General features: G+C 51.2%; 22 protein-coding genes. 9 read left to right on the top strand and 13 right to left on the bottom strand.

Translation table 11 applies throughout. From position 1 onward, the window contains the following. Positions 1 to 311: 311 nt before the first annotated feature. The gene (locus HK25_RS08000; protein ID WP_086635890.1) at positions 312 to 1,778 is read left to right on the top strand and encodes a mannose-1-phosphate guanylyltransferase/mannose-6-phosphate isomerase; all 1,467 of its coding nucleotides are present in this window, start codon (positions 312 to 314) and stop codon (positions 1,776 to 1,778) included. A gap of 63 nt (positions 1,779 to 1,841) precedes the next feature. Here the strand turns inward: HK25_RS08000 and HK25_RS07995 are convergent, their stop codons facing one another. Beyond that, a complete protein-coding gene (locus tag HK25_RS07995) occupies positions 1,842 to 4,103 on the bottom strand; it encodes a primosomal protein N' (protein WP_086635889.1) in 2,262 nt (753 codons plus the stop codon). 113 nt (positions 4,104 to 4,216) lie between these two features. On the opposite strand from HK25_RS07995, the gene HK25_RS07990 reads away from it, so the two are divergent. Genes HK25_RS07990 through HK25_RS07980 form a run of 3 tightly spaced genes read left to right on the top strand, consistent with a single transcriptional unit; the run spans position 4,217 to position 7,164 of the window. Beyond that, the gene (locus tag HK25_RS07990; protein WP_086554619.1) at positions 4,217 to 5,176 is read left to right on the top strand and encodes a tyrosine recombinase XerC; all 960 of its coding nucleotides are present in this window, start codon (positions 4,217 to 4,219) and stop codon (positions 5,174 to 5,176) included. Positions 5,177 to 5,212: 36 nt separating this feature from the next. Continuing rightward, positions 5,213 to 6,175, top strand: a complete 963-nt coding sequence (pip, locus tag HK25_RS07985; protein WP_086635888.1) for a prolyl aminopeptidase — start codon at positions 5,213 to 5,215, stop codon at positions 6,173 to 6,175. A gap of 5 nt (positions 6,176 to 6,180) precedes the next feature. Further along, on the top strand, positions 6,181 to 7,164 hold the full coding sequence (locus HK25_RS07980) for a retroviral-like aspartic protease family protein (protein WP_086635887.1): 984 nt from the start codon (positions 6,181 to 6,183) through the stop codon (positions 7,162 to 7,164). Positions 7,165 to 7,166: 2 nt separating this feature from the next. On the opposite strand, the gene HK25_RS07975 is transcribed toward HK25_RS07980, so the two are convergent. From HK25_RS07975 to HK25_RS07950, 6 genes are all read right to left on the bottom strand, one after another. Beyond that, positions 7,167 to 7,673, bottom strand: coding sequence for a hypothetical protein (locus tag HK25_RS07975; protein WP_086635886.1), 507 nt, complete (start codon positions 7,671 to 7,673; stop codon positions 7,167 to 7,169). Positions 7,674 to 7,784: 111 nt separating this feature from the next. Further along, positions 7,785 to 9,185: an ammonium transporter gene (locus HK25_RS07970; RefSeq protein ID WP_369822929.1), complete on the bottom strand. Its 1,401-nt coding sequence runs from the start codon at positions 9,183 to 9,185 to the stop codon at positions 7,785 to 7,787. Between the two features lie 183 nt (positions 9,186 to 9,368). Beyond that, on the bottom strand, positions 9,369 to 10,778 hold the full coding sequence (locus HK25_RS07965; RefSeq protein WP_086635885.1) for a hypothetical protein: 1,410 nt from the start codon (positions 10,776 to 10,778) through the stop codon (positions 9,369 to 9,371). A gap of 20 nt (positions 10,779 to 10,798) precedes the next feature. After that, complete coding sequence (locus HK25_RS07960) at positions 10,799 to 11,608, bottom strand: glycosyltransferase family 2 protein (protein ID WP_086635884.1); 810 nt, start codon at positions 11,606 to 11,608, stop codon at positions 10,799 to 10,801. 139 nt (positions 11,609 to 11,747) lie between these two features. Next, positions 11,748 to 12,095, bottom strand: coding sequence for a DUF3147 family protein (locus HK25_RS07955; RefSeq protein WP_086635883.1), 348 nt, complete (start codon positions 12,093 to 12,095; stop codon positions 11,748 to 11,750). Between the two features lie 43 nt (positions 12,096 to 12,138). Then, positions 12,139 to 12,477: a P-II family nitrogen regulator gene (locus HK25_RS07950; protein WP_086554625.1), complete on the bottom strand. Its 339-nt coding sequence runs from the start codon at positions 12,475 to 12,477 to the stop codon at positions 12,139 to 12,141. 224 nt (positions 12,478 to 12,701) lie between these two features. On the opposite strand from HK25_RS07950, the gene HK25_RS07945 reads away from it, so the two are divergent. Next, positions 12,702 to 13,937, top strand: a complete 1,236-nt coding sequence (locus tag HK25_RS07945; RefSeq protein WP_086635882.1) for a UbiH/UbiF/VisC/COQ6 family ubiquinone biosynthesis hydroxylase — start codon at positions 12,702 to 12,704, stop codon at positions 13,935 to 13,937. Positions 13,938 to 14,072: 135 nt separating this feature from the next. After that, the gene (cysE, locus tag HK25_RS07940; protein ID WP_086554646.1) at positions 14,073 to 14,834 is read left to right on the top strand and encodes a serine O-acetyltransferase; all 762 of its coding nucleotides are present in this window, start codon (positions 14,073 to 14,075) and stop codon (positions 14,832 to 14,834) included. A gap of 114 nt (positions 14,835 to 14,948) precedes the next feature. Here cysE and groL read toward each other — a convergent pair whose 3' ends face one another. Together groL and groES are read right to left on the bottom strand one after the other, a co-directional pair. Next, entirely contained in the window at positions 14,949 to 16,598 is a 1,650-nt protein-coding gene (gene groL / locus HK25_RS07935) for a chaperonin GroEL (protein WP_086635881.1), read from the bottom strand. 57 nt (positions 16,599 to 16,655) lie between these two features. Continuing rightward, positions 16,656 to 16,946 carry a co-chaperone GroES gene (groES, locus tag HK25_RS07930; protein ID WP_086554628.1) on the bottom strand — a complete coding sequence of 97 codons (291 nt, stop codon included), beginning with the start codon at positions 16,944 to 16,946 and terminating at the stop codon, positions 16,656 to 16,658. Between the two features lie 410 nt (positions 16,947 to 17,356). Here groES and HK25_RS07925 point away from each other — a divergent pair, with 410 nt between their 5' ends. After that, a complete protein-coding gene (locus tag HK25_RS07925; protein ID WP_086554629.1) occupies positions 17,357 to 17,560 on the top strand; it encodes a cold-shock protein in 204 nt (67 codons plus the stop codon). A 94-nt stretch (positions 17,561 to 17,654) separates the two neighbouring features. On the opposite strand, the gene HK25_RS07920 is transcribed toward HK25_RS07925, so the two are convergent. Continuing rightward, a complete protein-coding gene (locus tag HK25_RS07920) occupies positions 17,655 to 20,609 on the bottom strand; it encodes an ATP-dependent DNA helicase (protein WP_086635880.1) in 2,955 nt (984 codons plus the stop codon). A 227-nt stretch (positions 20,610 to 20,836) separates the two neighbouring features. Here HK25_RS07920 and HK25_RS07915 point away from each other — a divergent pair, with 227 nt between their 5' ends. Further along, positions 20,837 to 21,250, top strand: coding sequence for an acyl-CoA thioesterase (locus HK25_RS07915; RefSeq protein ID WP_086554631.1), 414 nt, complete (start codon positions 20,837 to 20,839; stop codon positions 21,248 to 21,250). Between the two features lie 110 nt (positions 21,251 to 21,360). Here the strand turns inward: HK25_RS07915 and HK25_RS07910 are convergent, their stop codons facing one another. After that, positions 21,361 to 23,547, bottom strand: coding sequence for a TonB-dependent receptor (locus HK25_RS07910; protein ID WP_086635891.1), 2,187 nt, complete (start codon positions 23,545 to 23,547; stop codon positions 21,361 to 21,363). 102 nt (positions 23,548 to 23,649) lie between these two features. Next, positions 23,650 to 24,078 (bottom strand): DUF2946 family protein, encoded by a 429-nt coding sequence (locus HK25_RS07905; protein WP_086554632.1) that lies wholly within the window; start codon positions 24,076 to 24,078, stop codon positions 23,650 to 23,652. Positions 24,079 to 24,314: 236 nt separating this feature from the next. On the opposite strand from HK25_RS07905, the gene HK25_RS13250 reads away from it, so the two are divergent. Next, the gene (locus HK25_RS13250) at positions 24,315 to 24,464 is read left to right on the top strand and encodes a hypothetical protein (RefSeq protein WP_198943235.1); all 150 of its coding nucleotides are present in this window, start codon (positions 24,315 to 24,317) and stop codon (positions 24,462 to 24,464) included. Between the two features lie 82 nt (positions 24,465 to 24,546). Here the strand turns inward: HK25_RS13250 and HK25_RS07900 are convergent, their stop codons facing one another. Continuing rightward, positions 24,547 to 25,053, bottom strand: a complete 507-nt coding sequence (locus HK25_RS07900) for a hypothetical protein (RefSeq protein WP_143295979.1) — start codon at positions 25,051 to 25,053, stop codon at positions 24,547 to 24,549. Positions 25,054 to 25,368 lie beyond the last annotated feature (315 nt).

Below are 25,368 nucleotides of genomic sequence, written 5' to 3'. Positions count from 1 at the left end.
ATTTTCAGCTGCTGTATATTTTTATATTAAAATTTATACCTGATTAATAATTCTTTCATAATTTTATAATTATTTTTTATATGTCAGGCAGGCATCATAACTTACTAAATGTGGCAGAACTGACCATAATTTGTGGAAGATATTACCTCCTGTTCTTTTTACCTAAGAATAAAATTAAAATTATATAATATAATAAGATGTAAGTAATTAACATTCTCTTTTCTGTAAGAGTAATAGATGTTAAAATTATTCTCGTTTTTAGGGGCTGAGATATAATTTTTAGTCTCGGAGGTGTGTCTGGAACAAAATATATGGCTAAGAGTCCAAGTCCTTCTGTTTTACAAAAAATGAATAGTGCAGAGCATGCGATCGTGCCTGTTATTCTTTCAGGGGGAGCTGGCAGCCGGTTGTGGCCTGTGTCACGGAAGAGCTTTCCCAAACAATTCTGGCCGCTGCTGACTGAGCAGACACTTTTGCAGGAGACAGCATTACGTGGTCAGGCTGAAGGAACAGCCGGGCCGGTTGTTGTCTGCAACGATGCGCATCGTTTTATTATCGCAGAGCAGTTGCGTGATGCAGGCATACAGGATGCCCGTATTGTTCTGGAGCCAGAGGGACGTAACTCCACGCCTGCAATTACAGCCGCAGCTTTTATTGTGGCTGAACATAACCCGGATGCTATTTTGTGGATTATGACAGCAGATGCGGCCATTCAGGATGAAGCGAGCCTGCACCAGGCGCTGAGTAGTGCAATTACAGCTGCAAAAAAAGGATATCTGGTTACTTTCGGTATGACGCCAACCCGTCCTGAGACCGGTTATGGATATATCGAGCAGGGCGAAGCCTTGCCTGATATGCCAGATGTCTTTCAGGTCGGGCGTTTTGTTGAAAAGCCAGATACGTCACGTGCCCGGTCTTTTCTCGCTCAGGGTGGCTATTTGTGGAACTCAGGTATGTTTGTTGTTCGCGCAGCAACGTTTTTGTCTGAAGTAGAGCGCTATGAGCCCGAAGTTTTTGCCTGTGTCAGACAGTCTGTTGCAAATCGTAAAAGTGATATGGATTTCGAGCGGCTGGAGCCGGAAAGTTTTTGTCGCTCTCCTGATATTTCAGTTGATTACGCAGTGGCCGAGCGGACAGATATGGCCGCAGTTGTCCCTGGTAGCTTTGGCTGGTCAGACGTGGGTAGCTGGGATGCTTTGTGGGAGCTGGGGCCGCAGGATGCATCAGGTAACGTAGTGCATGGTAACGTTATGCTGGAAGATGTGCAGCGGTCTTATGTTCGTACAGATGGTATTCTTACCGCTGTTCTTGGCGTTGACGATCTTATAGTCGTTACCACGCAGGATGCAGTTCTGGTTACAAAAAAAGACCGGGCTCAGGATGTCAAACTTCTGGTTCAGCAGCTGAAGAAAAATGATATGCCTGAAGCTGACAGCCATCAGATGACCTATCGTCCGTGGGGGCATTATGAGGCGCTGACGCAGGGGCATCGCTTCCAGGTGAAGAAAATTGTTGTGAAACCGGGGCAGAAGCTTTCTTTACAAAAGCATTATCATCGTGCCGAACACTGGGTGATTGTTGAGGGGACAGCCCTTGTTACCCGTGGAGAAGAAGAGTTAATCGTGCGTGAAAATGAGAGTATTTATTTACCTCTGGGTGACCTGCACCGGCTTGAAAATCCCGGCCACATTCCTTTGACACTGATAGAGGTTCAGTCTGGTTCGTATCTGGGTGAAGATGATATTGTAAGAGTGGAAGATGTGTATAGTCGTAATTAAGCGGCTATACACGCATGAGGTTATGTCACTTCTGAATATTATTCGTTCATGACCTTTAAATTCTTATAAAAATGAAACAGGGTCGATATCAATATCAATTCTGACGTTGCGGTCTGGTTTCACCATATCAAGCCAGCGGTGTAAGATGGGTTGCAGGGCAATGGTGCGTTTTGTGCGCAGCAGCAGACGGCGGCGGTGGCGGTTGCGGAGCACGGCAACCGGGGCCGGTGTGGGGCCTAGCACCTGTATACCTTCACCATAGGGGGCCATGCGCCCGAAGGCATTTGCCACAGCGTCAGCTTTTGCGGCATCTTCACAGCTTATAATTAATGCGGCCAGCCGGCCATATGGCGGCCAGAAACCTGGCTGACGCTGCATGGCCTCCTGTGCCATAAAACGGTCCTGACTACCTGAAAGCAATGCACTCATCACCGGGTGCTCCGGCGTATAGCTTTGCAGCAATACCCGTCCGGGTGCGCTGGCACGTCCTGCTCGCCCTGCTACCTGGTGCAGCAGCTGAAATGTGCGCTCGCCAGCCCGCAGGTCACCTCCGCTCAGCCCCAGGTCAGCATCAACAATACCGACCAGCGTCAGGTAAGGGAAGTGCCACCCCTTAGCCACAACCTGTGTGCCAATAATCAGGTCAATCTCGCGGTTTGAAATACGCGTGACAGCTTCGGTTATAGCCGTCGGGCTGGTGAGGGTATCACTGGCCATGACCAGAATGCGTGCATCAGGGAAAAGTTCGCGTGCTTCTTCAGTGATACGCTCAATGCCCGGGCCAATTGATGTCAGAGTATTTTCTTCATGGCAGGCCGGGCAGGTAACGGGCACAGGTTCAAAATATTCGCAGTAGTGGCAGCACAGGCGTTTACGGGCACGGTGCTCTACCAGCCATGCGGTGCAGTGCGGGCACTCCATACGGTGCCCACAGGCACGGCATAAGGTTAGCGGGGCATATCCCCTCCGGTTCAGGAAAAGCATTGCCTGCTCCTGCCGCGCAAGGGTGGCAGAGAGTTCTTCTGTCAGAGCGGGAGAAATAAAGCGTCCGCGCTCGGGTGGATGTACCCGCATGTCGATAATGCGGGTTTCTGGCATTGTTGCCCCACCGTGACGGGAAGGGAGCATCAGGTGCCTGTAACGGCCGGACTGCACATTAACCAGAGTTTCCAGGCTGGGTGTGGCTGAAACAAGAACTGTCGGGCATTGCACAAGGCGTGCGCGTACAATGGCCATGTCGCGGGCGTTGTAAATAACGCCTTCTTCCTGTTTGTAGAGTGCCTCATGCTCTTCATCAATGACAATAAGGCCAAGCTTTTCAAACGGCAGAAACAGCGCAGAACGCGCGCCCACTACGACTGAAGCATTACCATTTGCAGTGGCGTGCCAGGTGAGCCGGCGCATACGCTGCCCGGTGTCTGAGTGCCAGATTGCAGGAGCGACACCAAACCGGCGAATGAAGCGCTCTGTCCATTGTGCAGAGAGAGCAATTTCAGGCAGGAGAATGAGAGCCTGCTTACCCTGCTCAATACAGGCAGCAATAGCCTCAAGGTAAATTTCGGTCTTGCCTGATCCTGTGACCCCTTCAAGTAACGTAACCGAGAACCCGCCTTTCTCAACACTCTGACGTAGTGCTGTGGTGGCTCTGGCCTGCTCTGCTTCTAATGCCGGCAGGCGATAGCCGGGGTCGGGTGCCTCTACAGGACATTCGGGTTCCAGCTTAATGGCTCTCAGGGCTCTGGCATCAGCCAGCCCTTTGACAACTCCTGCACTGACGCCCGTAGCGGCTGAGATGTCAGTCGTTGTTTGTGGCAGGCCTTTGCGCAGCAGGTCGAGTACCTTCTGGCGGGCAGGGGTCATGCGTAAGTCAGCAGGTATGGTGTCTGCTGGCAGCCATCCGGTTCCGGCTGATGTAACACCGTGCATATGCAGCCTGAGTGTCATGGCCATAACCATGCCGGGTGGTGTCAGTGTATAGGCCGCAACCCAGTTAATAAAGCGCCGGAGGTCAGCCGATAAAGGAGGAAGTTCGAGAAGCTCAGCAACCTCTTTAAGGCGTGATGTGTCTGTTCTGTCTTTTTGTTCTGCCGGTGGTGCGAGGTCAGGGGGCAGGTCTGATGAGGTTTCCCATACGACACCGGTTTTTTGTCGCCGCCCCAGGGGCACCAGCACAATATCTCCGGGATTAAGTGTGATATCGGGCGGAGAAAGATAATCAAATGGCCCTTTAAAAGGCATCGGTAATAAAACAGAAACCCGCTGCTGTGGCTGCGCGACATCAGCCAGTGTCTCTGATAAGGTCGAAAAAAGCGAAGCGGATTTCATGGTCTCTTTTTACGGGGCCTGTGTTAGAAAAGGTGCAGAGTGCCCCCTTACATCGTGCACGACAAGAGACTTGTCGCAAAATGTGAGAGGAGATCTGTGCTGAGAGAGGCAAAATGACAGGTGAAGAAGCTGCTGAGGCATTTTTACTCTGGATGGGGACAGAACGTCGGGCTTCCCCCCTGACAATAGAAGCCTATCGCAATGATCTGAAACGTTTTTTATCGTTTATGACGGAGCATCTGGGCGGTCTGCCCGATATGGCAGGACTTGGTAAAATCAGTCTGCGGGATATGCGGGCCTGGCTTGCTCATGAGCGGGTGCAGCCGGTCAGGCCATCGGTGCGTAAAAATACACCTGATCGTGCAGCCCGTACCCGCTCGCGGCGCGTATCAGCTGTGAGGTCTTTTTTTCGCTATCTTGCAAAGCGTCAGGGGGTGGAGAATACAGCTGTGACCCTGCTGGCCACACCCCGTACAAAAAAACCACTGCCGCGCCCGTTGAGCGTGAAAGATGCGAAAGCTGTGCCGCAGAACATTGGTGACTGCGCACATACAGATATGGCGCGTCAGCGCGATGGCACGTTATTTTTGCTGCTGTATGGCTGTGGGTTACGTATTTCTGAAGCGCTTAATCTTGATGTGAGAGATATTGGTCTGGTGCGCGCCAGTAATATTCTTAAAGTCAAAGGTAAAGGCAGTAAGGAGCGTCTGATACCGGTGCTGGCGCAGGTTCGGGGCGCGCTGGAAGCATGGGTAAAGGTTCACCCTGACCCGCAGGGGGGGGCTGCACCGCTTTTTCCTGGTGTGCGGGGTAAACGACTTCAGGCCGGTGTTGCCCAGAAAGCAATGCGCGAATGGCGCGCCCTTGCCGGGTTGTCTGAGGATGCGACACCTCATTCTTTGCGACATTCTTTCGCGACGCATCTGATGGAAGGGGGAGCTGACCTGCGCGTTATTCAGGAGCTTCTCGGGCATGCCAGCCTTTCAACAACACAGCACTATACTCTGGCTGATGAAGCACGACTGCTTGAGGTCTGGCGTAAAGCACATCCAAGAGCGCATACTACTTCATAAGATTTTTTTCTCTTTTTAAAAAAGGATCACACAGACATGTCCGGCACGTTTCGCGCTCCCTGGCCTGCTATCGAGCCTTATGCTCATGGCTATCTTGATACCGGGGAAGGACACCAGATTTACTGGGAAGAATGCGGAAACCCAAAGGGGATACCGGTCGTCTTTCTGCATGGTGGTCCTGGCGGGGGCTGTAATGCTGCGCAGCGGCAGCTGTTTGACCCGGCCCGCTATCGGGTTCTGCTTTTCGATCAGCGCGGGTGTGGTCGCTCTAAGCCGCATGCGTCGCTTGAAAATAATACAACATGGCACCTTGTGGCTGATATCGAGCGTCTGCGCCGGCTGTGTAATGTTGAGCAATGGGCTGTGTTTGGCGGGTCATGGGGGTCTACTCTGGCGCTGGCTTATGCCCAGACCCACCCTGAGCGTGTTACCGCACTGATGTTACGTGGTATTTTCACGCTGCGACGTGACGAACTTCTGTGGTACTATCAGGAAGGTGCTTCGTGGATTTTTCCTGATAAGTGGGAGAAATTTCTGGCACCTGTCCCGCCGGAAGAACGTGGTGATCTGATGGCGGCGTATCGCAGGCGCCTGACCTCTGAAGATAAGGCAGTAAGGCTTGAGGCTGCTATTGCCTGGAGCGTATGGGAGGGGAGTACGTTAACTCTTTTGCCTGCCCCCGATATTGAAAGTAAACATCAGGAAGATGATTATGCGCTGGCCTTTTCGCGCATTGAAAATCATTATTTTGTTCATGGCGGCTGGCTGGAGGAAGGGCAGCTTTTGCGTGATGTTGAGCGTATCAGGCATATCCCGGCAGTTATTGTACAGGGGCGTTATGACATGGCGACACCAGCACGCACGGCATGGGAGCTGCATAAAGCCTGGCCAGAGGCCGAGTTTCATCTGATTGATGCGGCAGGCCACGCGCTTTCAGAGCCGGGTATTCTCAATGCGTTGCTGCGGGCTACAGAGCGTTTTGCCCATGAACTGAGCTGAACATTATGCGCCCTTTAGCATCAGGTGTCAGACCGTACCGGGCTCTGAGAAGTCTTTGTGCCGGCGTCAGCCTTATCACTGTCATGTGGGGGGGCGCCTCTTATGCAGCGGATCATGTGTGCCGGCACACATTGCTGGCGCACGTTCCTCTTTATGACAAAAGTGGATTTCTCATTAGCCCGGTAGAGATTGATGGTCATACGGTGAGTATGATTATGGATACCGGTTCGGAGGGAAGTCTGATCTCTCCCGATGGTGCTGATGCGATGGGCCTGCCTCTTGATAAAGGGATGCACACGGTGGTGCAGGGCACCGGCGGCGGGCAGCGGCTGGTGCCTAATGTGCATGTCCGGTCATTGAAGGTCGGAGGGGTCGAAACAGGCCCTCTATCCGTGCCGGTCGGGTATTTACCTGGTAAACCTGTAACACAGCCGCCTGTTGAAGGCCTGGTCGGGGGAGATCTTCTCTCACGCTATGATGTCGAGTTTAATGTTGCTGAAGGCTGGCTGAATTTATGGCAGCCGGCTGCCCCTTCATCGGGCTGTGATGGCCCGGAGGGATGGCATGTTATTTACCGAGCTTTACCTGTGCAGTTTGACGGGAGGCGTGTGTCAGTACAGCTCGTTCTTGATGGTATGCCTGTGAAAGCTCTCGTTGATAGCGGTGCGCGCTCGCGTATTGTCTCTGAGGCGGCAGCTTTAAGAACAGGTCTTTCGGCTCAGACACTGGCAACTGACCCCGGGGGTGTGACAAGTGGTATTGATGGCCGTCAGCAGCGTTATTATTGGCATAAATTTAACAGCCTGCAATATGGGCTGGAAGAGGAGAAACAGCCTGTACTGACTGTTTCCCCTTTGAAAGATAATGCAGATATGTTGCTGGGAGCAGACTGGTTTGCAGCACACAGAGTGTGGCTCTCATATCGCTCAGGTAAGCTCTACATTATGCCGTCACTCCGGCCTGTAAAAACAGACCAGACGCATCGGTAAGTTTATTCGCCTTTGAGACGATTGTTGCACAGGCTGTAATAGCCGCCACCTTTCTGAATCCATTTCAGTGATCCATTGTGGCCGTCTGCTTTGTTAGCATTGTACTGGTCAACGCATGTTTTCATGCGTGCTTTACCTGCTGGCAGCTTGGCATATTGCGGAGCGATTGCTGTTGGAAATACAGCACTGGAATCAGTGGCTGCTGTAACAGCTGAGTGTTTTTCTTTTTTCTCAGCGGTTTTTTCAGCTTTATCAGCCGGGGCTGCAGTCTGAGCAGCAGAGGTTTCAGCAGTCGGTGTGGCCGGTGCAGTTTTTTCAGCTGCAGAGGCGTCGCAATGTGCCGCCTTAAATTCTTTATAGCTCTGGCCGGCAGCTGTTCCAGCTTTGCGGGCATCTGAGAAGTTCTGATGACATTCTCTGGCGCTCAGAGCATGAGCTGCAGGAGCAGAAAACGTAGCAGCGCAGCTCAGAGCCAGGGCGGCGATGGTGATCCGAGAAGGAGATATCATATTAAACCCCAGAACAAATCAGCCACGCCGGGGTAAACCCTATGCTACCCCGGGGTCGTGGCCAGTCTATTATAGCATAACCACAACCGGTTAAGGTTTAAAGAGGGTAGATCAGATGTTAATGCGCTCTCCGTGCAGAGACATATCAAGACCTTCCTGTTCCTCTTCTTTCGAAACGCGCAGGCCCATAGTGGCATCAATCAGTTTGAGCAGGACGAAAGAAATAACGCCACACCACAGAATGGTTACACCTACAGCTTCCGCCTGAATGATCAGCTGATGGAATGAACCGGTAATGCCTGCAGGGTTAGCATCTGTTGCTGAAAGCGGGCCATAAGCAAATACACCTGTCAGCAGCGCACCAAGGATACCGCCAACACCGTGCACGCCAAAGGCATCAAGGCTGTCATCATATCCAAGCATGTGCTTGAGAGAGGTCGCGCTCCAGAAACAAACTGCACCCGTAATCAGGCCGATAATCAGAGCACTGCCTGGCAGCACGAAGCCAGCTGCCGGTGTGATGGCAACAAGACCGCCAATAGCGCCTGAAATAATACCCAGAACAGTTGGTTTGCTTTTGAAAATCCACTCCATCAGCATCCAGGCAACGCCGGCACCTGCTGCCGCAACCTGTGTTGTGACCATAGCCATACCTGCACGGCCGTTAGCGCCACCAGCTGAACCGGCGTTAAAGCCAAACCAGCCAACCCACAGCAGAGAAGCGCCGATGATGGCGTATGTCAGGTTGAAAGGAGAGAGGTCGTCATGGCCGTAGCCTTTGCGGTGCCCGAGAACAAGCGCACAGACAAGGCCCGCAATACCAGCATTAATATGCACAACAGTGCCGCCGGCGAAGTCAGCAGTGCCAAGACCAGCCAGCCAGCCAGCCGGGCTCCAGACCCAGTGAGCAACAGGCGTATATACCAGCAATGACCACAGGATGGAGAAAACACACATGGAGCTAAATTTCATGCGTTCAGCATATGCGCCGGAAATCAGCGCGGGGGTGATGACAGCAAATGTCATCTGAAACAGCATATAGACGCTCTCAGGGATCGTCATCTGGGTTGCCCCGGCTGTTCCTGCTCCCAGCGTAAAGGCAATATCGGTGCCGTTATGGATGTGCTCACCCAGCCCATTAAGAAACAGGCGTGAAAAACCACCGATCCAGGCTGTTCCGTTGCTGAATGTCAGGGAGTAACCGGCAACCATCCAGACAATGGAGATAATGCAGCACAGAGCAAAAGACTGCATGAGGGTTGCCAGAACGTTTTTCTTGCGCACCATACCGGCATAAAAAAGAGCCAGCCCCGGAATTGTCATCATGAGGACAATAACCGTGCTTGTCAGCATCCATGCTGTATCACCGGTGTCAATAGCCGGTGAAGCATCAGCCGCATGAGCAGGTGTCACGCTGTAAAGCAGAGAAGAAATACCAGCGACAGCTGGCAGAAGGCAGCGTGTAGTCAGTTTGACAGATTCAGGCCTGACCATGCGAAACTGCGAAGACATGGTGACAACTCTCCTTAGAAGAAAGATACTTGCTTTCTAAGTGTATGCCTTAAGGTTTCTGCCTCCTGCAAGATGTTTCTGTATCGTATCGTAGTCCTGGGTAATAAATTTTTAAAAAATGGTATTAAAGTCGCAAAACTACAAAAACAACCGCACCTGATCAGCATTCAGGTGAAGAGTCGCTCAGCGTCCGAAAGGTTTTTGCGGACGGAAAAGCAGGTGGATAGCCGTGAGGTTATGATCATTCCCCAGGGTGCACCACTCGCCATTCTTAGCATGTATCACTTCAGAATGTTCGCTAAAGCGGGCAGCATATATACAGTCAGTTGTCAGGCTGGCGGGGCCCTTAATGCGAAAGCTAAAGCCGGTCAGAGGGGCATTTTTCCCTCTGCTGCCGCAGAATGACCCGGCTGGCTGCCAGGGGGTATGGCGTCCTTCTTTATTGCGGGCTCTGTATTCAAGCGAGGGGAGGGGAGAGTTTACATCAAGCTGAAAACCTTCGATTGAGCGCAAAGGATCAGAAGAGCCATCAATGACCAGGTGGCCGGAAGGTACGCCCATAACAAATTGTGTGCGGCTGATAAAATCACCCGTTTGTGCCAGATGTGCTGTGAGTGTCAGTGCCCACTCCCGGTCGTAAGGGCTGACTTCCAGCAGTGGCTGGCGGGCAAAAAGAGCATCTTTAAGCTGTTCGGGGGCCATAAGAGCACCGTTGTCATAACGGAGCATGAGGTGCGGGCCTGAATTATTGTAAATATAGTGGTTTTTTGCGTAACGCCCTGTGCGGCAGAATTTTTCAAAAGAGACAAAACAGGCGAAGGTTGACCGGCTGTTTCCCGCAAAAAATGGCAGTGCCAGAGCAATTTCAAAATCAATGATGGAAGAAATCAGGTTCGAGCTCAGAATGGACGGGGATAAAAAGTCTGATTTCCAGAAGAGCTCCACACCAAGTTCTTTTAAAACTTCAGCGCGGATGGTTTCTTTGTCAGCTGGCAGACCGCCTTCATCGGAAAGAACATAAGCTTTTGTAAATGTATTTCCCCATGTACGCTTTGCTTTCTGAATAATTTCCAGAAAAGTGGGCTTATATTCTTCGTGCGGTGCAGCAAAACTTGCCAGAACATGCTCGGCATAAGACTGCCAGTCGTTCTCTACGCGAAGCTGTATGGCATGAGTAATGCCCTCTGCTTTGATTTTCTGTAGCAGCAGCCTGCAAAAATCCAGTAACAAATCAGACGGCTGCAGGTGGCGTATAATCTGACAGGTCAGGTCAGGCCATTCGACCTGTCCCTTAAGTGCTGTTTCTGCCCAGCGATCGGCTCCTTCTAAAAAGCACAGTCCGCTGTCTGTCATCTCGGGTTCTGGCTCAGCTACAGATGAGAGGCCAAAAGCGCTCAGCGCACGCTCCAGGGTTGCTTCTTTATAGATTTTTTCAAAACTGCAAAAATCATGTTTGCGGGTTTCAGGATAATATGATGTCAGAGAAGGCAGCGTCAGAGATTTTTTGTCGCGTAATGCTTTATGAATAAGGCCAATAATTGCGATTTTCTGGTTTGTCAGGCCTGCTTTAATGGCTGGGTAGCTGATGGCCACAGGTAAATCCTCTCAATAATTTATAAATATTGTAAAAACATATCTGGAATACGACGTAATTTACTTGTGCTGCCTCGCGACAGAAGCTCTGTGAGAGGCAGGTCACTGAGATAGCCGGCTTCCTGGTCCCGCACTACGGCATCAAAAAAATCTCGCATTTCCTGGTCACTGCGCCGCTGATGCGCGCCACTGTCGGGGTTGTGGCTGAGGTTCCATTTCATTGAACGCGTCACATGTAAGCGTTTCATAGCATAATCAATGTCGCACAATTTCAGATGAAACAGCCAGAGGTCTTCATCAAGCTGACTGTGCTGGTTGCATTCATGAAAGCCTGGCTCCCACTGTGTCGGAATTTTTGCAACCAGCGGCTTTGACTCCCATGGCGTAAGGAAACCGTAAGGGCGCTGAGGAAGAATATCACGTGAGAAATCGACCGGAGGAAGTGAGAGGTTGCCCGGCATAACGTCAATGCCGACTGCTCTGATATTATTGCCGTGTGGCTGTAATTTCAGGTAAGAGGCAAGGCTGTTATAGCGGTCCGGGCGTGGGAGGAGAAACTCATCACAGTCTGTATAAATAACGCAGTCAAAAGCTTTTAGCAGTGCTGTGTGGAGATGGGTGATAAAAGCGGCTCGCTGAACGTCGTCAAACTCATCACGGGGTATTTTTATAACATTTCCTGGTATTCTGGTCGTGGATCCATCGTCTGATCCGTGGTCAATAATATAAAGGTTATCATAGCCAAGGTTGCTGCCGTAATAATCGAGCCATACAGGCAGGATTTTACTTTCATTGTAAACCATAGTTATTGCAGCAGAGCGAAAACCCATTTTATCCTCTGAACCTCGTAAAAAATAAGTCTAACATATCCGGGTTAATAGCCGAAATATTGTTTATCAACTCTGGTTATGAATCATGCATACCAGAATAGCGTTTGTTTTATCTGTAATGACAGAGATGGTATGTAGTTTAGGGTATGGGTTTTATGAGGCTCAGGCCCCATGCGGTAATGACATAAAGTACAATAGTAAGCAGGCACCCGCTCAAAAGAGCAGGGTAAAATGAAACTTTTTTTTCCATCAGCCATGGAACAAAAAGAAACATAGGCAGTGATGGCAGAATATACCAGAAGGTTGCGTAGGTATGTTGTTTCATACCATCTGCATCATGTGTTTCCGTCCACAGCCATATCATACCGAGTATAGATATGAATGGAAGGGAGGCGATCAGCGCACCGAACGCCGGGTAGCGTTTTGCTACGCCGGAGACAATCGCAACAATAAGCCCAGAGAGAATAACCTTGATCAGAAAAAACATCAGGGATCTTATTTTTCCTCTCTGGTGCGATAAGTAGTGAAAATTATAGTGCTTCGTCGTTGGTTTCACGTGTGCGGATACGGATAACACGCGTCAGTTCACTGACAAAAATCTTGCCATCACCAATTTTGCCTGTGTGTGCCGCATCAAGGATCGCTTCGATAGCCTGGTCTGCCATGGCATCAGAGACAGCAACCTCGATCTTAATTTTGGGCAGAAAGCTGATACGATATTCTGCACCGCGGTAAATCTCGGTCTGGCCTTTCTGGCGTCCAAACCCTTTGACTTCTGAGACGGTAAGACCCTGAATGCCCAGCGGAGCAAGTGCTTCACGCACATCATCGAGCTTGAAGGGTTTGATAATTGCAGTCACAAGTTTCATTGCAGTCTGGTTCCCTGAGTTTTATGTGCCGTTTTATCTTTTTGTAAAAAATGAATAATTGTGACGAATGTAACTGTTTGTAAATATCCTGCCAGAATTTTCCGGTGTTGACGAGTCTTCTTCTTTGGCATCTGAAGAGGGATGGTCTAGATAGTGAAAACTGTGCTCGTGCTTTGTGCTGCGGGCAGCAGAATACTCTGCCAGGTATATGAGGAAAAACAGTTATGGCTGCTGCATCTGAAATCACGTCTGACACACCATCTTTGACTGATGTTGATGTGTGTGTTGTCGGAGCTGGTCCGGTCGGAGCGGCTCTGGCCTGTCGTCTGGCAAGAGCCGGTATTAAAGTAGCTATAGTTGATCGCATGGCGCTTGAGCCTATGGAGCATCCTGATTTTGACGGGCGGGCTTATGCCATTGCGGCCGGTCCCCGGCAGTTGCTGGAGGATGCCGGCGTGTGGGAATACCTGCCACTTGAGTCATGCCCTATTGAAGAGATTCTTGTAACAGATGGCCGCCCCGGTGAGCCTGCCTCGTCATTGTTTGTAGAGTTCACCCGTCAGGATGCCAGTCAGCCATTTGGCTGGATGGCAGAAGCCCGCGGTCTGCGTGTGGCACTCAATAAAGCCATGCATCACCAGGCTAATCTTACAGTTCTGGCTCCCGCTGAAGTGAAGGTTGAACGCCAGGCTGATACAGCGGTTATTCGTTTGCATGATGGCAGAAGCTTCAAGGCTTCTCTGGTTGTTGCTGCTGATGGCCGTAAAAGTCGGTTGCGTAATGAGGCCGGTATTCCTTTGACACGTCTGGCTTATAAGCAGACGGCAATTGTCGCGGCCATTGCCCATGAATATCCGCATGATAATGCTGCCCTGGAGCATTTTTTGCCAGCCGGGCCTTTTGCGCAGCTGCCCATGGCCGGAACGGAGGAGTACCCTAACCTTTCAGCAATCGTCTGGAGTGATAAAGACGGTGTCGCTGAGCGTTTTGCGGCTTTGCCGGATGATCAGTTTGCCCGCGAAATTGAGCGTCGTATGGGTAATTCACGCCTGGGTAAAGTGACCCCCGTGGGTCGTCGCTGGACATATCCGCTCTCAGCGCAATATGCACAGCGTTATACCGCGACACGACTGCTGCTGATTGGTGATGCTGCCCATGGTATTCATCCTATTGCGGGGCAGGGGCTTAACCTTGGTTTTCGTGATGTTATTGCTTTGAGTGATATTTTGATAAAAGCACATCAGAGAGGGGAAGATTATGGCTCTCCTGCACTGCTTGCCCGTTATCAGGCGCGTTGTCGCCCTGCAAATATGATGATGCTGGCGGCTACTGATGTGCTTGACAGGCTGTTTAGCAATAATAACCCTCTTCTGCGTCTGACAAGAGATCTCGGGCTGGCCGGCGTTAATCGTATTCCTGCTTTGCGTCGCGCGTTTGTACGTCACGCGATGGGCGTGTAGGATAAACCGATTTTTTTATTGCTGCTGCCCGGAAAGGAGCTGTGAGTGACACGTAATCAGCCGTCTCAGGTTCTCTCAGGTTATTTTGCTGAGGCTGAGAACGCAGCCTCCTGGCTGAATGTTTTGTGGCAGAATATGACGATGCAGGCCTGTGAGTGTTATGACCCTCTGGTCAAAGGCCTCCTGGCAACCGGCGTGCGCAACCATGCTGATTTTGCTTCAGCTCTGGCAGCTCTTATGGGTCGTAAACTTGGCGACCACTCTGTTGCAGTTTCGGCATTATCAGAGCTTGTGGCTGAGGCTTACCGGGCTGATCCCTCTATAGTGTACGCCTCAGCCGCTGATCTTGTTGCTATTCGTGAGCGTGACCCTGCATGCCCTGATTTTGTGACCCCTTTTTTGTTTTTTAAGGGGTATCACGCGGTGCAGAGCTACCGTGTGGCGAACTGGCTCTGGCGGGCAGGGCGGCGGCACCTTGCTTTGCATCTGCAAAGCCGGGCTTCTGAATTATTTGCAGTTGATATTCACCCGGCGGCCCGTCTCGGTCAGCGTATTCTCTTTGATCATGGTACCGGTATTGTGGTGGGTGAGACCTGTATTATTGAAGATGATGTATCGATTTTACAGGGGGTAACTCTTGGCGGTACGGGTAAGCATAGTGGTGACAGGCACCCCAAGGTTTGCCGGGGTGTACTGATTGGTGCCGGTGCAAAGGTGCTTGGTAATATTCAGCTGGGTGAAGGCGCCAAGGTGGGGGCGGGTTCTATTGTGCTCGAAAATGTACCCGCATTTACTACGGTTGTTGGTAACCCGGCCCGCAAGGTCGGTACACGTCATTCAGGCATGCCTGCATTGACAATGGACCAGATTCTTCCGCCGGTTGACTATATTATCTGATCTGTATTTCACAGAGGATGTAAAAAAAGGGCGTGCCGCTTTCATCAGTGGCACGCCCTTTTTGTATCCCCCTTCGGAGTGCGGAAGCACCCCGAAGGAAAGACGACAGTGGTATCAGAAATCCATACCGCCCATGCCGCCCATGCCACCCATGTCCGGGCCACCAGCAGGAGCTGCTTTTTTCTCAGGGCGTTCAGCAACCATAGCTTCGGTTGTGATCAGCAGGCCAGCAACAGATGCTGCGTCCTGAAGGGCTGTGCGCACAACTTTAGCAGGGTCGATAATGCCGGCTTCAACCAGGTTTTTGTATTCACCTGCCTGAGCATCAAAACCAAATGCATAGTCCGTGTTTTCAAGGACTTTGTTGGCAATGACTGCACCATCTTCACCAGCGTTATGAGCGATCTGGCGCAGAGGAGCCTGCAGAGCTTTGCGGATGATGTCGCCACCAACGCGCTGGTCTTCGTTGTGGTAGTGCAGTTTGGCCAGAGCCAGAGTTGCACGTGCCAGAGCCGTACCACCGCCAGGAACGATACCTTCTTCAACAGCTGCACGGGTTGCGTGCAGAGCATCGTCAACGCGGTCTTTGCGCTCTTTAACTTCGATCTCTGTTGAACCACCAACGCGGATAACAGCAACACCACCAGCCAGTTTAGCCAGACGTTCCTGCAGTTTTTCGCGGTCGTAGTCAGAGGTTGTTTCTTCGATCTGAGCGCGGATCTGCTTGCAACGACCTTTAATGTCGTCAGCTTTACCTGCACCATCGACAATGGTTGTGTTTTCTTTGTCGATGCGTACTTTTTTCGCTGTGCCAAGCATTGGCAGAGTAACGGTTTCCAGCTTGATGCCCAGATCTTCGCTGATAACCTGACCACCGGTCAGAATAGCGATATCTTCGAGCATAGCTTTGCGACGGTCACCAAAGCCAGGAGCTTTAACCGCAGCAATTTTCAGGCCACCACGCAGTTTGTTAACGACGAGGGTAGCAAGAGCTTCACCGTCAACATCTTCAGCGATGATGAGCAGCGGACGGCCAGACTGAACAACTGATTCCAGCAGTGGCAGCATTGGCTGCAGAGAAGAGAGTTTCTTCTCGTGGATCAGGATGAAGGGGTTTTCGAGGTCGGCTGTCATCTTTTCCGTGTTTGTCACGAAATAAGGAGAGATGTAGCCGCGGTCGAACTGCATGCCTTCAACAACGTCCAGCTCGGTCTGGAAGTGTTTAGCTTCCTCAACGGTGATAACACCTTCAGAGCCGACTTTCTGCATGGCTTCTGAAATCATTTTACCGATTTCGCTTTCGCCGTTTGCAGAGATCGTGCCAACCTGAGCTGTTTCAGCCGGTGTGGTGATTTTCTTTGCGTTTTTCTTCAGCTCTTCGATAACTGATGCGACAGCTTTATCGATGCCGCGTTTCAGATCCATCGGGTTCATGCCAGCTGCAACAGCTTTGTGGCCTTCACGAACGATAGCCTGAGCCAGAACGGTGGCTGTTGTGGTGCCGTCACCAGCAACATCGTTGGTTTTAGATGCAACTTCACGCAGCATCTGAGCGCCCATGTTTTCGAACTTGTCAGCCAGTTCGATTTCTTTAGCAACAGACACGCCGTCTTTTGTGATGCGTGGTGCGCCAAAGCTCTTGTCGAGCACTACGTTACGACCTTTTGGGCCGAGTGTAACTTTTACAGCGTCAGCCAGGATGTCAACGCCACGCAGCATACGCTGGCGTGCATCAGCACCGAATTTTACGTCCTTAGCAGCCATAGAATTTCTCCAGTGAGGATCGGTTGAATATTGAAAAGCGTCTCACAGACACGTCACTCAGGAAATAATACCCAGAATGTCGCTTTCTTTCATGATCAGCAGGTCTTCACCGTCGATCTTCACTTCTGTGCCGGACCATTTGCCGAACAGGATGGTGTCGCCAGCCTTAACATCAAGCGCTACGATCTGACCCTGCTCATTGCGGGCGCCAGGACCAGCAGCGACAACTTTACCTTCCATAGGCTTTTCTTTAGCCGTGTCAGGAATGATGATGCCGCCAACAGTCTTTTCTTCGCTTTCGAGACGACGCACGACCACACGGTCATGCAAAGGACGAAATTTCGTCATTATGGATCTCTCCACGTTTCTTATCTGTGCGATGGTATCCTTATCAGGAAGCTATACCATCTGCGTTTACCGCGCGTAACACACGCCGCGTTACGTTAGCACTCCCACCCCGGGAGTGCCAAATCAGGAGATAGGTCTGCCTCTCAGACAAGTCAAGGAAGGGAGAAAAAAACTTTCTGATTTTTTGTTTTGTTATCTGAGCGTTCATATCTGAAGCGATATCTGCTGCCGTTACAAACTTTATTTCCTCAATATAATCAGCGGGTAAACGCCATTTCTGCCATTTCCGCCCTGAGGCAGGGTGGTATTTTTATTGACATTTGCAGAGCTTCATGGCCGGAATAAACAATCCTGCAGCCGGCCATGCGGTTTGTCCGGCAGGGAGAAGACTATAAGAGAGTTACCTGCAGATGCCTACCGGAACAGTTAAATGGTTTAATGCCACTAAAGGCTTTGGTTTTATTGCCCCAGAAGAAGGCGGTAAAGACGTGTTCGTGCACATCACAGCTGTTCAGGCTGCTGGCCTGCGCGGCCTGGATGAAAATCAGAAAGTTTCTTACGACCTGGTTACAGAGCGTGGTAAAGAAGCTGCTACAAACCTTAAAACACTCTGAGTCTGAATATAATTTTCTCTGCGGGTGCATGTGACCTTTAATCAGGAAACATGACTCTCTGTAGAGAAGAGCTGAATTTCAGACGGAAGGTTTTTTAATCTTTCGGGAGTAGAAAGCTTCTGATTTCTTCAGCGGCTTTCGCCAGCCCCCTGCGTTCAGGGCTGACACCATGCGGAAAAGCAGAAAGAAGACGTGAGGGTGTGCGTCGGTCCAGCAATACAAATACACCGCGGTCTGACTGACTGCGAATAAGACGGCCAAAAGCCTGCCGCAGTTTCATACGGGCGATGCTGTCGTCATATCCCTTGGGGTCACCACCTGACAGATGCACACGGCGTTCTCTGTGCAGAATGTCCGGTCTCGGCCAGGGAACACGCTCAAATACCACAAGCCTTAAGGCCCGGCCTGGTACATCAACGCCGTCTCGCATGGCATCCGTACCCAGCAGGCAGGCATTTTCCTCAGTGCGAAAAATATCAATCAGTGTTGCATTATCCAATGCGTTAACGTGCTGTGCATAAAGGGGGATATTTTGTTCTCTGAGGGGGGTAGCAATATGAGAGTGCACACCCCTCAGGCGTGAAATGGCGGTAAACAGACCCAGTCCGCCGCCGCCAGACGCTGTGAATAATGTTCTGAAAGCAGCGGAAAGATCATGCAGATTATTGTGGTCCAAATCGTTAATAATGAAGGTTCGCGTCTGGCTGGCATAATCAAAAGGGCTGCTCAGGCTGGCCCGTACTGCCGGGGCAGGAAAATGGCAGACTCCGGTCAGCGCTTCAGCCGCAGCCCATGAGCGTTCAGCTTCCTCAGTATCAAACTCTGCCTGTGCGGGCGTCGAGGGCGCCGGCGGGTCGGCACTTTCTGAACGATCACGCAGAGTAGCTGAGGTAATCAGCAGACCCTGAGCGGGTAATGCCATAATGCCCGCGAATGGAATGGTGGGGTCAAGCCAGTGACGGTGCAGACCGACATCCTGCTCAATCAGGTGCTGCTTGCCCCGTCGGGTCAGGCGCAGAAAATGAACATGTTCAGGCATAGTGCCAGGTTCTCTGGCTGGCTGGTCAAAGGTTTCAAGCATGGATATCCATGCTTCCACGCGGGTGATCGCACGGCGCTGGAGTGAGCGCACCATGGCTTCAATACGTCCGCGTGTTGTGCTGTCGAGCGTATCAGATTCGTCCTGCAGGCGGAAGTTCAGAGCACTGGCTAATGCCCGCAAAGGCTGAGCAAGCTGCATATAGGCCTGGGCCAGTGTATGGCTTGCATGCGTCAGTTCAGGCAGGGGCGGGTGCAGGTCACATTCTATTGTGCCATAACTCTGGTCTGTCTGGTTGCGTGCCATGACCTGCTGGCGAATAAGGCGTAAAAAAACTTCAGTAGGGTTTTCAAGTTTCGGGGCCGGTGGTGTGGTGTCCGCCTCCTCAGGCGTGTCTGTCTTTTCCTGCGTTGTTTCTGATTCATTAAGGCGAACGGACCAGCCTGGTGCAGGCAGGGCATGGGCTGCCATAAGAGCGGCATCCAGCTGTGCTTCAAGTTTTTTGTGGCCGGATACGAGGTCATCAAGGCGGCGCTTCAGCCCGCGGGCACGAGAGCGGTTGCCCTCTGCACCAAGCAGCCAGCGTCGTAATTCAGCTGCTTCAAGTCCTGAAAGCTCGGCTGAAAAAGCGCCATCAGCGGCATCTGAAAGGTGGTGGCCTTCGTCAAAAATATAATGGGAAGGGATCGTCTCTTCCTGCGGAGTTTCTTCGGTTGCGTCCCCGTCATGGCGGGCATAGGCAACCTGCGCCATAACGAGAGCATGATTAGCAATAACCAGGTCGGCCTCACGTGCGCGTCGGATGGTGTGTTCAACGAAACAGCGCTGGTAGTGCGCGCATGCCCCGTGGATGCATTCACCACGCCGGTCTGCGACGGCTGATGTAATATTATGCCCGAAGACTGAGCCAAACCAGCCGGGCAGGTCGCCACCTGTCAGATCACCATCGGCTGAGGCCATGGCCCAGCGGGCGAGCATAGCCAGTGCGACAGTCAGACGTGCCGGGCGGGAAGCGGCGCTGTTGACGATATCTTCCATATTCAGAAGACACATATAATTTTCACGTCCTTTCCGCAGCACAACATGGCGGCGGCGGGTGGCTTCATCAGGGAAAATCCGTTTCGTTTCCTGCTCTATCTGACGTTGCAGGTGGCGTGTGTAGGTGCTGATCCACACCGTGCCGTCATTACGTTCGGTCCACAGGCTGGCCGGTGCAAGGTAGCCCAGAGTTTTACCTGTGCCTGTACCGGCCTCCGCCAGCACAATCGAGGGGCTTGCGGCATGTGTTGCAGGTGTAAAAGCAATGGTTGACACACTGGAGAAGTCAGCCTGGCCGGCACGGTTTTCTGCTGTTTCTCCCAGCAGGGCAGCAAGGCGTGTGCGGGCTTCAGCCGCCGTGATCGGGTAAGCTGAGGCAGGGGGGCGGGGGGCTGTTTCTTCCCATTTGGGAAGTTTATGCCAGATACGTAGCGCATCAGCAGGTTGCATGGCGTCATCAGGCAGTTTTCCTGATGACGTAAGCCTGCTGTTTAGTCTGATGCACTCTGCAACTGTGCTGGCCCATGGCCACTCTGCCTGCCCAAGGCGTATTGTCAGAGCGTTGAGAAACTCTGCCTGCGGGCCGTTGCTCAGCGTTTCAAGATCGGCGAGTATCTGAGAGAGCAGAGTATGTAACAGGTCTGCCTCTTCGGATGGGATATCATCAGGCTCATGACCCAGGGCAATAGCCAGTCCGCGTGGCGTTGGTACGACGGGCCGGGCCGGATAGACAAAGGTGTAGAGTTCAAGCAGGTCGAAGCATGGAAAAGGCTGCTCAGACGTGCGCAGGCCCAGCTCAGAGAGTGTGTCGGGTGCATTGACAACCAGAGGGGGTGTCATCGTGCGCAAATGCCTGCATGCTTCTGAGGCTGAAAGCGTCAGAAGTTCGCCATCTTCTGTGAGTAAAGAGAAGAGGTGCTGGCGAACCATAAGGGCAGGTGCATATCGGGCAGAGGGGAATGAGCTGGGCATGATCTTACCCTTCATACGCAACAAGCTTCGTAAGAGCCAGCCTTGTTCACTGTCGTAATGTTGACTTTACCGGCACATGTAATTTCGGCACAGTGCCGGACACGTTTTTAACGGCTGAGCAGGTCAGGGCAGCTGTTCGGAGCAAATAAGTTTTAGACGCATGTGTCATGATTTTTACGAACAAAGTACAAAATCAGACATAAAAAGGGGAAGGTTACAGCACACATATGAGCCATGTAGCAGAAGGTGCGGAGCAGGTGCAGACTGCTCCGGTAGGGGATGTCACTATTCGTGTGATTGCTATGCCCGAAAATACAAACCCCGCCGGTGATATTTTTGGTGGGTGGATTATCTCGCAGATGGATCTTGCTGCAGGGTCTGTTGCTACGCAGCGTGCCCGTGCCAAAACTGTAACAATAGCGATGGATGCGGTTTCTTTTCATGCACCCGTTGCTGTAGGTGATGAGCTGACAGTTTATACATCGATCGGAAAGATTGGTCGCACGTCGCTGACAATCAATATTGAAGCATGGGCCCGCCCGCGCCGTGACCCCGGGTTGCGGCTTGTTACAAAAGGGCGCTTTGTTTTTGTTGCTGTAGATGAAAACAATAAACCAACGCCTGTGCCTGAGCAGGTGTAATCAGCGAGTATCGTGACAGTGCCTGATAAGGCACTGTCATCACCGGGTGTATTGTGTGTCTTCCTTTATTCTTTGCTTTATCCAGCCCCGCTGATCTTACGGCTGAAGTTTTAAAATGATGCTGTCAGGCTGAGGTTGAAGGAGCGGCCAAACCCCAGAAGCGGGACGAAAGAACCGGTCTGTTTATAAACACCTGTATCAACGCCACCCAGTGGCAGGTAATATTTCTGGTCCATAATATTGTCGATACTGCCGTCAATGGTAAACATTTTCCATCGGTAGCTGCTGCCTATCCCAAGCAGGGCATAACCTGGTGTGTGCGGTTCATTGCGCAGCCAGTCAACGGTTGTTTTGCTTTTGACAAGTGTGAGGTCCATACGCCCTGACCAGTTGCCATAAGTTTCTGTCAGGCGAACGGAGCCGTTAACCGGCATCTGATGGTAAAGCCCTGAGTGGGTAACCAGATCCTGGCCTCTGACCCAGTTAAGGTTTGTTTTCAGGTCAGCTCTGCCATATTTGTTTGTATCCCACAAATTCAGGTGTCCGCTGGCATTGATACCATAGCTGCGGGCGTTGTGGTTAACGAACTGAAGTGTTGCCGGTGATGCGGTCGCTGAAGAGAGGCGTATCACATTAATATAGTTATGCGTGTAGGTATAAAAGGGCTGAACGCTGATATTCCACTTCTGAGAAGAAGGGTCATGCCAGTCGAGCGTCGCGCTGATGGTGTTGGCAATTTCGGGTTTGAGATTAAGGTTGCCAACATAGCCGTTGCCATCACCGAACCAGCCTATCATACGTGTAGCCATACTGCCACGGCCCCATGCATAGCGTTCATACAGGTTAGGTGAGCGGGTTTTGCGGGCGTATCCGCCCTCAAGTGAAAGACTGTCAGTAATCAGCCATTTTCCGGTGGCGGTTACGTCAAAGTTGACATCAGTGCGCCCCCGGCGTGCGGCGTTAAAATTACGGGCTGCAGCAGCATCAGCGGCTGACATCATGCCGCTCCATGAGTAGGGGGTCACCTGGCCGGTGTTCATCATGATAATATCATTGCGCATGCCAAGCTGCGTAGAAAAACGAGAGGTCCACCGGGCATTCCATTCGACAAAGTGCCCCAGATGATCACGATGGCCATTGTTGATGTTTTTATAGGTATTCGGCCCCATCATCATGCTGCCCTGTAGTGGTGGCCACCAGTCATTCAGCCCGTTATGGTTAAAAGAGCTGCCGGCTTTTAGGGTGTGGCTGGTGCTGAGTGGTATCGTGGCAAGAATGTTATAGGCGGCTGTGCGTGAATCAGTGTTCATGGGCATGCCGGTTGTTGTCGAGTGGCCACCTTTGTCGCCCAGCATGTTCATGACATGTGAAACACGCTGCCAGTATCCCTGCACTTCAAGGGTGCCCCAGTTAAAGTCACCTTTATACTTACCATCAACATACGTGGAGCGGTTGTTGGTCATATCCATATACTGGTTAGGAAAACCTTCGTAGGGAATGTCCTGCTGCCCGAAAGTGATAGCCAGCAGGTGATTCTTTTTATGAATCCCAAGCGTTACAGCATGGTTGTAACTGAGATAACTGGTTGAGCGTACAAGAGTGCCGCCCCCGGCGCGGTAATTGGTGGCGTGGGCATATGACCCGGTATAGCGCAGGCTTATCGTGTCGTTAGCAGCGGTAATGCTGCCGGAAACACCTGACCCGGCACCGTTGCTTTTATAGTCAGCACGAACATGACCAGTGACAAGAATTTTACCTGCTTTTGCAAAAAGCGGGTCCTTGCGCCTGATCTGAATAGTACCGCCGGTACTGTCGCCGCCAAGACTGACAGGTGTTATGCCGGCAATAGCAACGGCTTCTGAAACGCTGTCAGGGTCGACATACGACATGGCCGGGTTCATGTGGTTGGGGCAGGCAGGGGGAATGTTCATGCCGTCAACCAGGGTGTTGACCCGGTCATCTGCCATACCGTTCAGAACCGGCAGGGAAGAGACGCCCCCGGCAGAGTAGCTGCTGTACCCCATGCTGTTTTTGAGCAGATTAGCTGTGTCAGGGCTGGTAATGGCGCTATGGCGTATGCCGTTAACGATAATCGTTTCGGCTTTAGGTGCGGGCTGCCCCGGTGCGGGAGACACAGGATGTGTCATTGTGCTGACGACAGGTGTCAGTGTGTCTGCATACGCTGCCGTCAGGCAGGTATAAGGCGTCGTTGCCAGCAGAAGGCATGTAAATGCAGCATAGTGTGATCGTATACGACCGCAGCCGCAGGGCTTTGCGGTGAAAAGCATTGGTATCATCCTGAACAGAAAAAAATACGCGGCCTTTTTCACTTCGTTCAGGGTGTGCAGGGCAGCCGGCAGCAACCCTTTGAGCGCAGGAAAAGAGGCGGTGTGGTCAGTTCAGAAGGATAAGGGGGGAGCGCGCGACGGTGGTAACGTGCGCGGAGCAGGGGGAGGTGCTCTGGCCTGATAAGACTGATGCTCCTGCCTGTATCGTTCGGCAGAGCAACCAGGCAGGGCCGGCAGGCTTGTCAGAATAAGCGCTGTCATGACCAGAAGCGGGCAGAGGATACAGCTTTCGTGCGATGGGCCGTGATGATGCCCGTGATGATGATGCATGTGCATCATCGGCATTATGGTGCAGTCAGTCTGGTGCTGCGGGTTAATATCAATGCCGGTCAGGCGCTCGATAGCCGCGCGTGGCATTTCATCAGGGAGAGTAAAGCCCTGAAGCAGAACCTGTGCGACTGTACCTGTAAGCGTCAGAAAGATAAGCAGTCGCAGCGCAAGCTGAACTCCCCATCTGTTACTGACGCGCTTCTGGTACATTATAAAAGATACTCTGTTGTGTGTAATGCTCTGCTTTAAAACAAGAGAGTAAGGCTGACAATGTCAGTAAGACGCACGTCTTCTGCGTTTTGCGAATGGCGTGGCGTGGCGGTTAATATTTTTTACGGTTGTTTATGACTGTTCTGCCTTGTGCAGTATGGGCCTGCACATCGTATTATACGCAGAGTGATATAATTGATTCGCTTACTTTTAAGCTATGGCATAGATTGAGTTGCATGGAAGATCAGACAGATTTCGATGAAGATGACGTTGACCTGGGTATGACGGAAGAAGGAGAGTCTTTAATGTCTGTCCTGATGCTTCCTGTGTGTCTTCTTCTCGGTGTGGCCTTAGCAGCTGTTGTGACCAGCTGGTGGTTTACATAATAGAATTTTTTCTTGCTCTGTCGGGAGCGGATAGTATGACCATAAACTATTGTGCAGTTTATGGTCATATAGTTTTTGTATTTTAGAGTTTTAGCTGCTCTGCCGCCTTAGCTGGGCTTAAACCCTGCTGGTTGACGCTTTTAGCAATGGCAAGCACCTTACGTGTATTGTTTCTGTCTATATTCAGTGAGTGAATGACACTGCCAATATTCGCAGGGGTGACGGTCCCGGTATCTGTGGCAGTTTTATATGTTTTGATGGTTGCCACACTTAGGGTGGCGGGAGACTGATTAGCATTAAGAGCATAAAGCCATGAACGTGCAGCTTTAGGTGTGGTAATGCCGGCCTGTATAAATTTGCTTGCCATCAGAGATGACAGACCCGTTGCACGCCATGCAATAATTTGTTCGGGGCTTGATACGCCGGCAACAATCCAGTCCTGAGCTTCAATGGGGTTCATTAACCCATGTGATTCAAGATAGAATCCCTGCTGCTCAGTCAGGCCACAGGGCGCCCATTTATTGACGGGCTTAGGGCTCGCGCATGCACTTAAAGATAGTGCTGTAGCCAGAATGCAAAAACGTTTCACTTTGCTCTCCCCGAGGCCTCATTAAGATTGAATTAAGCGTATATTAAAATAAGAGCTAAGGCGAGGGAGTGCCTAAGCTTTGCGGTCATTCATTGTGCTGCTACTGACGTGTGTTAGATATAACATGATGTCGGGTTGAAGAGTGAAATTGATTCATATTTTATTCCAGTTAATATTGTGTAAATATTCATCTTTAAAAGAAAAGTGAAAATAAAAAATAAATATAAAACAATATAATTTAAATTATTTTTCAATATTTAATTTTATTGTTATAATCATGTAAATATTTTTATTTTTATTTTTATTTAATAAAGA

This window comes from Acetobacter sp. DsW_059 (assembly GCF_002153695.1).
GTDB lineage: Bacteria > Pseudomonadota > Alphaproteobacteria > Acetobacterales > Acetobacteraceae > Acetobacter > Acetobacter thailandicus.
This window is presented reverse-complemented; position numbering and strand designations above follow the sequence as displayed.

Coding starts and splice junctions, on each gene's coding strand:
- HK25_RS08000 (WP_086635890.1), top strand. CDS start 312: ATGGCTAAGAGTCCAAGTCCTTCTGTTTTACAAAAAATGAATAGTGCA.
- HK25_RS07995 (WP_086635889.1), bottom strand. CDS start 4,103: ATGAAATCCGCTTCGCTTTTTTCGACCTTATCAGAGACACTGGCTGAT.
- HK25_RS07990 (WP_086554619.1), top strand. CDS start 4,217: ATGACAGGTGAAGAAGCTGCTGAGGCATTTTTACTCTGGATGGGGACA.
- pip (WP_086635888.1), top strand. CDS start 5,213: ATGTCCGGCACGTTTCGCGCTCCCTGGCCTGCTATCGAGCCTTATGCT.
- HK25_RS07980 (WP_086635887.1), top strand. CDS start 6,181: ATGCGCCCTTTAGCATCAGGTGTCAGACCGTACCGGGCTCTGAGAAGT.
- HK25_RS07975 (WP_086635886.1), bottom strand. CDS start 7,673: ATGATATCTCCTTCTCGGATCACCATCGCCGCCCTGGCTCTGAGCTGC.
- HK25_RS07970 (WP_369822929.1), bottom strand. CDS start 9,185: ATGTCTTCGCAGTTTCGCATGGTCAGGCCTGAATCTGTCAAACTGACT.
- HK25_RS07960 (WP_086635884.1), bottom strand. CDS start 11,608: ATGGGTTTTCGCTCTGCTGCAATAACTATGGTTTACAATGAAAGTAAA.
- HK25_RS07955 (WP_086635883.1), bottom strand. CDS start 12,095: ATGTTTTTTCTGATCAAGGTTATTCTCTCTGGGCTTATTGTTGCGATT.
- HK25_RS07950 (WP_086554625.1), bottom strand. CDS start 12,477: ATGAAACTTGTGACTGCAATTATCAAACCCTTCAAGCTCGATGATGTG.
- HK25_RS07945 (WP_086635882.1), top strand. CDS start 12,702: ATGGCTGCTGCATCTGAAATCACGTCTGACACACCATCTTTGACTGAT.
- cysE (WP_086554646.1), top strand. CDS start 14,073: ATGACGATGCAGGCCTGTGAGTGTTATGACCCTCTGGTCAAAGGCCTC.
- groL (WP_086635881.1), bottom strand. CDS start 16,598: ATGGCTGCTAAGGACGTAAAATTCGGTGCTGATGCACGCCAGCGTATG.
- groES (WP_086554628.1), bottom strand. CDS start 16,946: ATGACGAAATTTCGTCCTTTGCATGACCGTGTGGTCGTGCGTCGTCTC.
- HK25_RS07925 (WP_086554629.1), top strand. CDS start 17,357: ATGCCTACCGGAACAGTTAAATGGTTTAATGCCACTAAAGGCTTTGGT.
- HK25_RS07920 (WP_086635880.1), bottom strand. CDS start 20,609: ATGCCCAGCTCATTCCCCTCTGCCCGATATGCACCTGCCCTTATGGTT.
- HK25_RS07915 (WP_086554631.1), top strand. CDS start 20,837: ATGAGCCATGTAGCAGAAGGTGCGGAGCAGGTGCAGACTGCTCCGGTA.
- HK25_RS07910 (WP_086635891.1), bottom strand. CDS start 23,547: ATGATACCAATGCTTTTCACCGCAAAGCCCTGCGGCTGCGGTCGTATA.
- HK25_RS07905 (WP_086554632.1), bottom strand. CDS start 24,078: ATGTACCAGAAGCGCGTCAGTAACAGATGGGGAGTTCAGCTTGCGCTG.
- HK25_RS13250 (WP_198943235.1), top strand. CDS start 24,315: ATGGAAGATCAGACAGATTTCGATGAAGATGACGTTGACCTGGGTATG.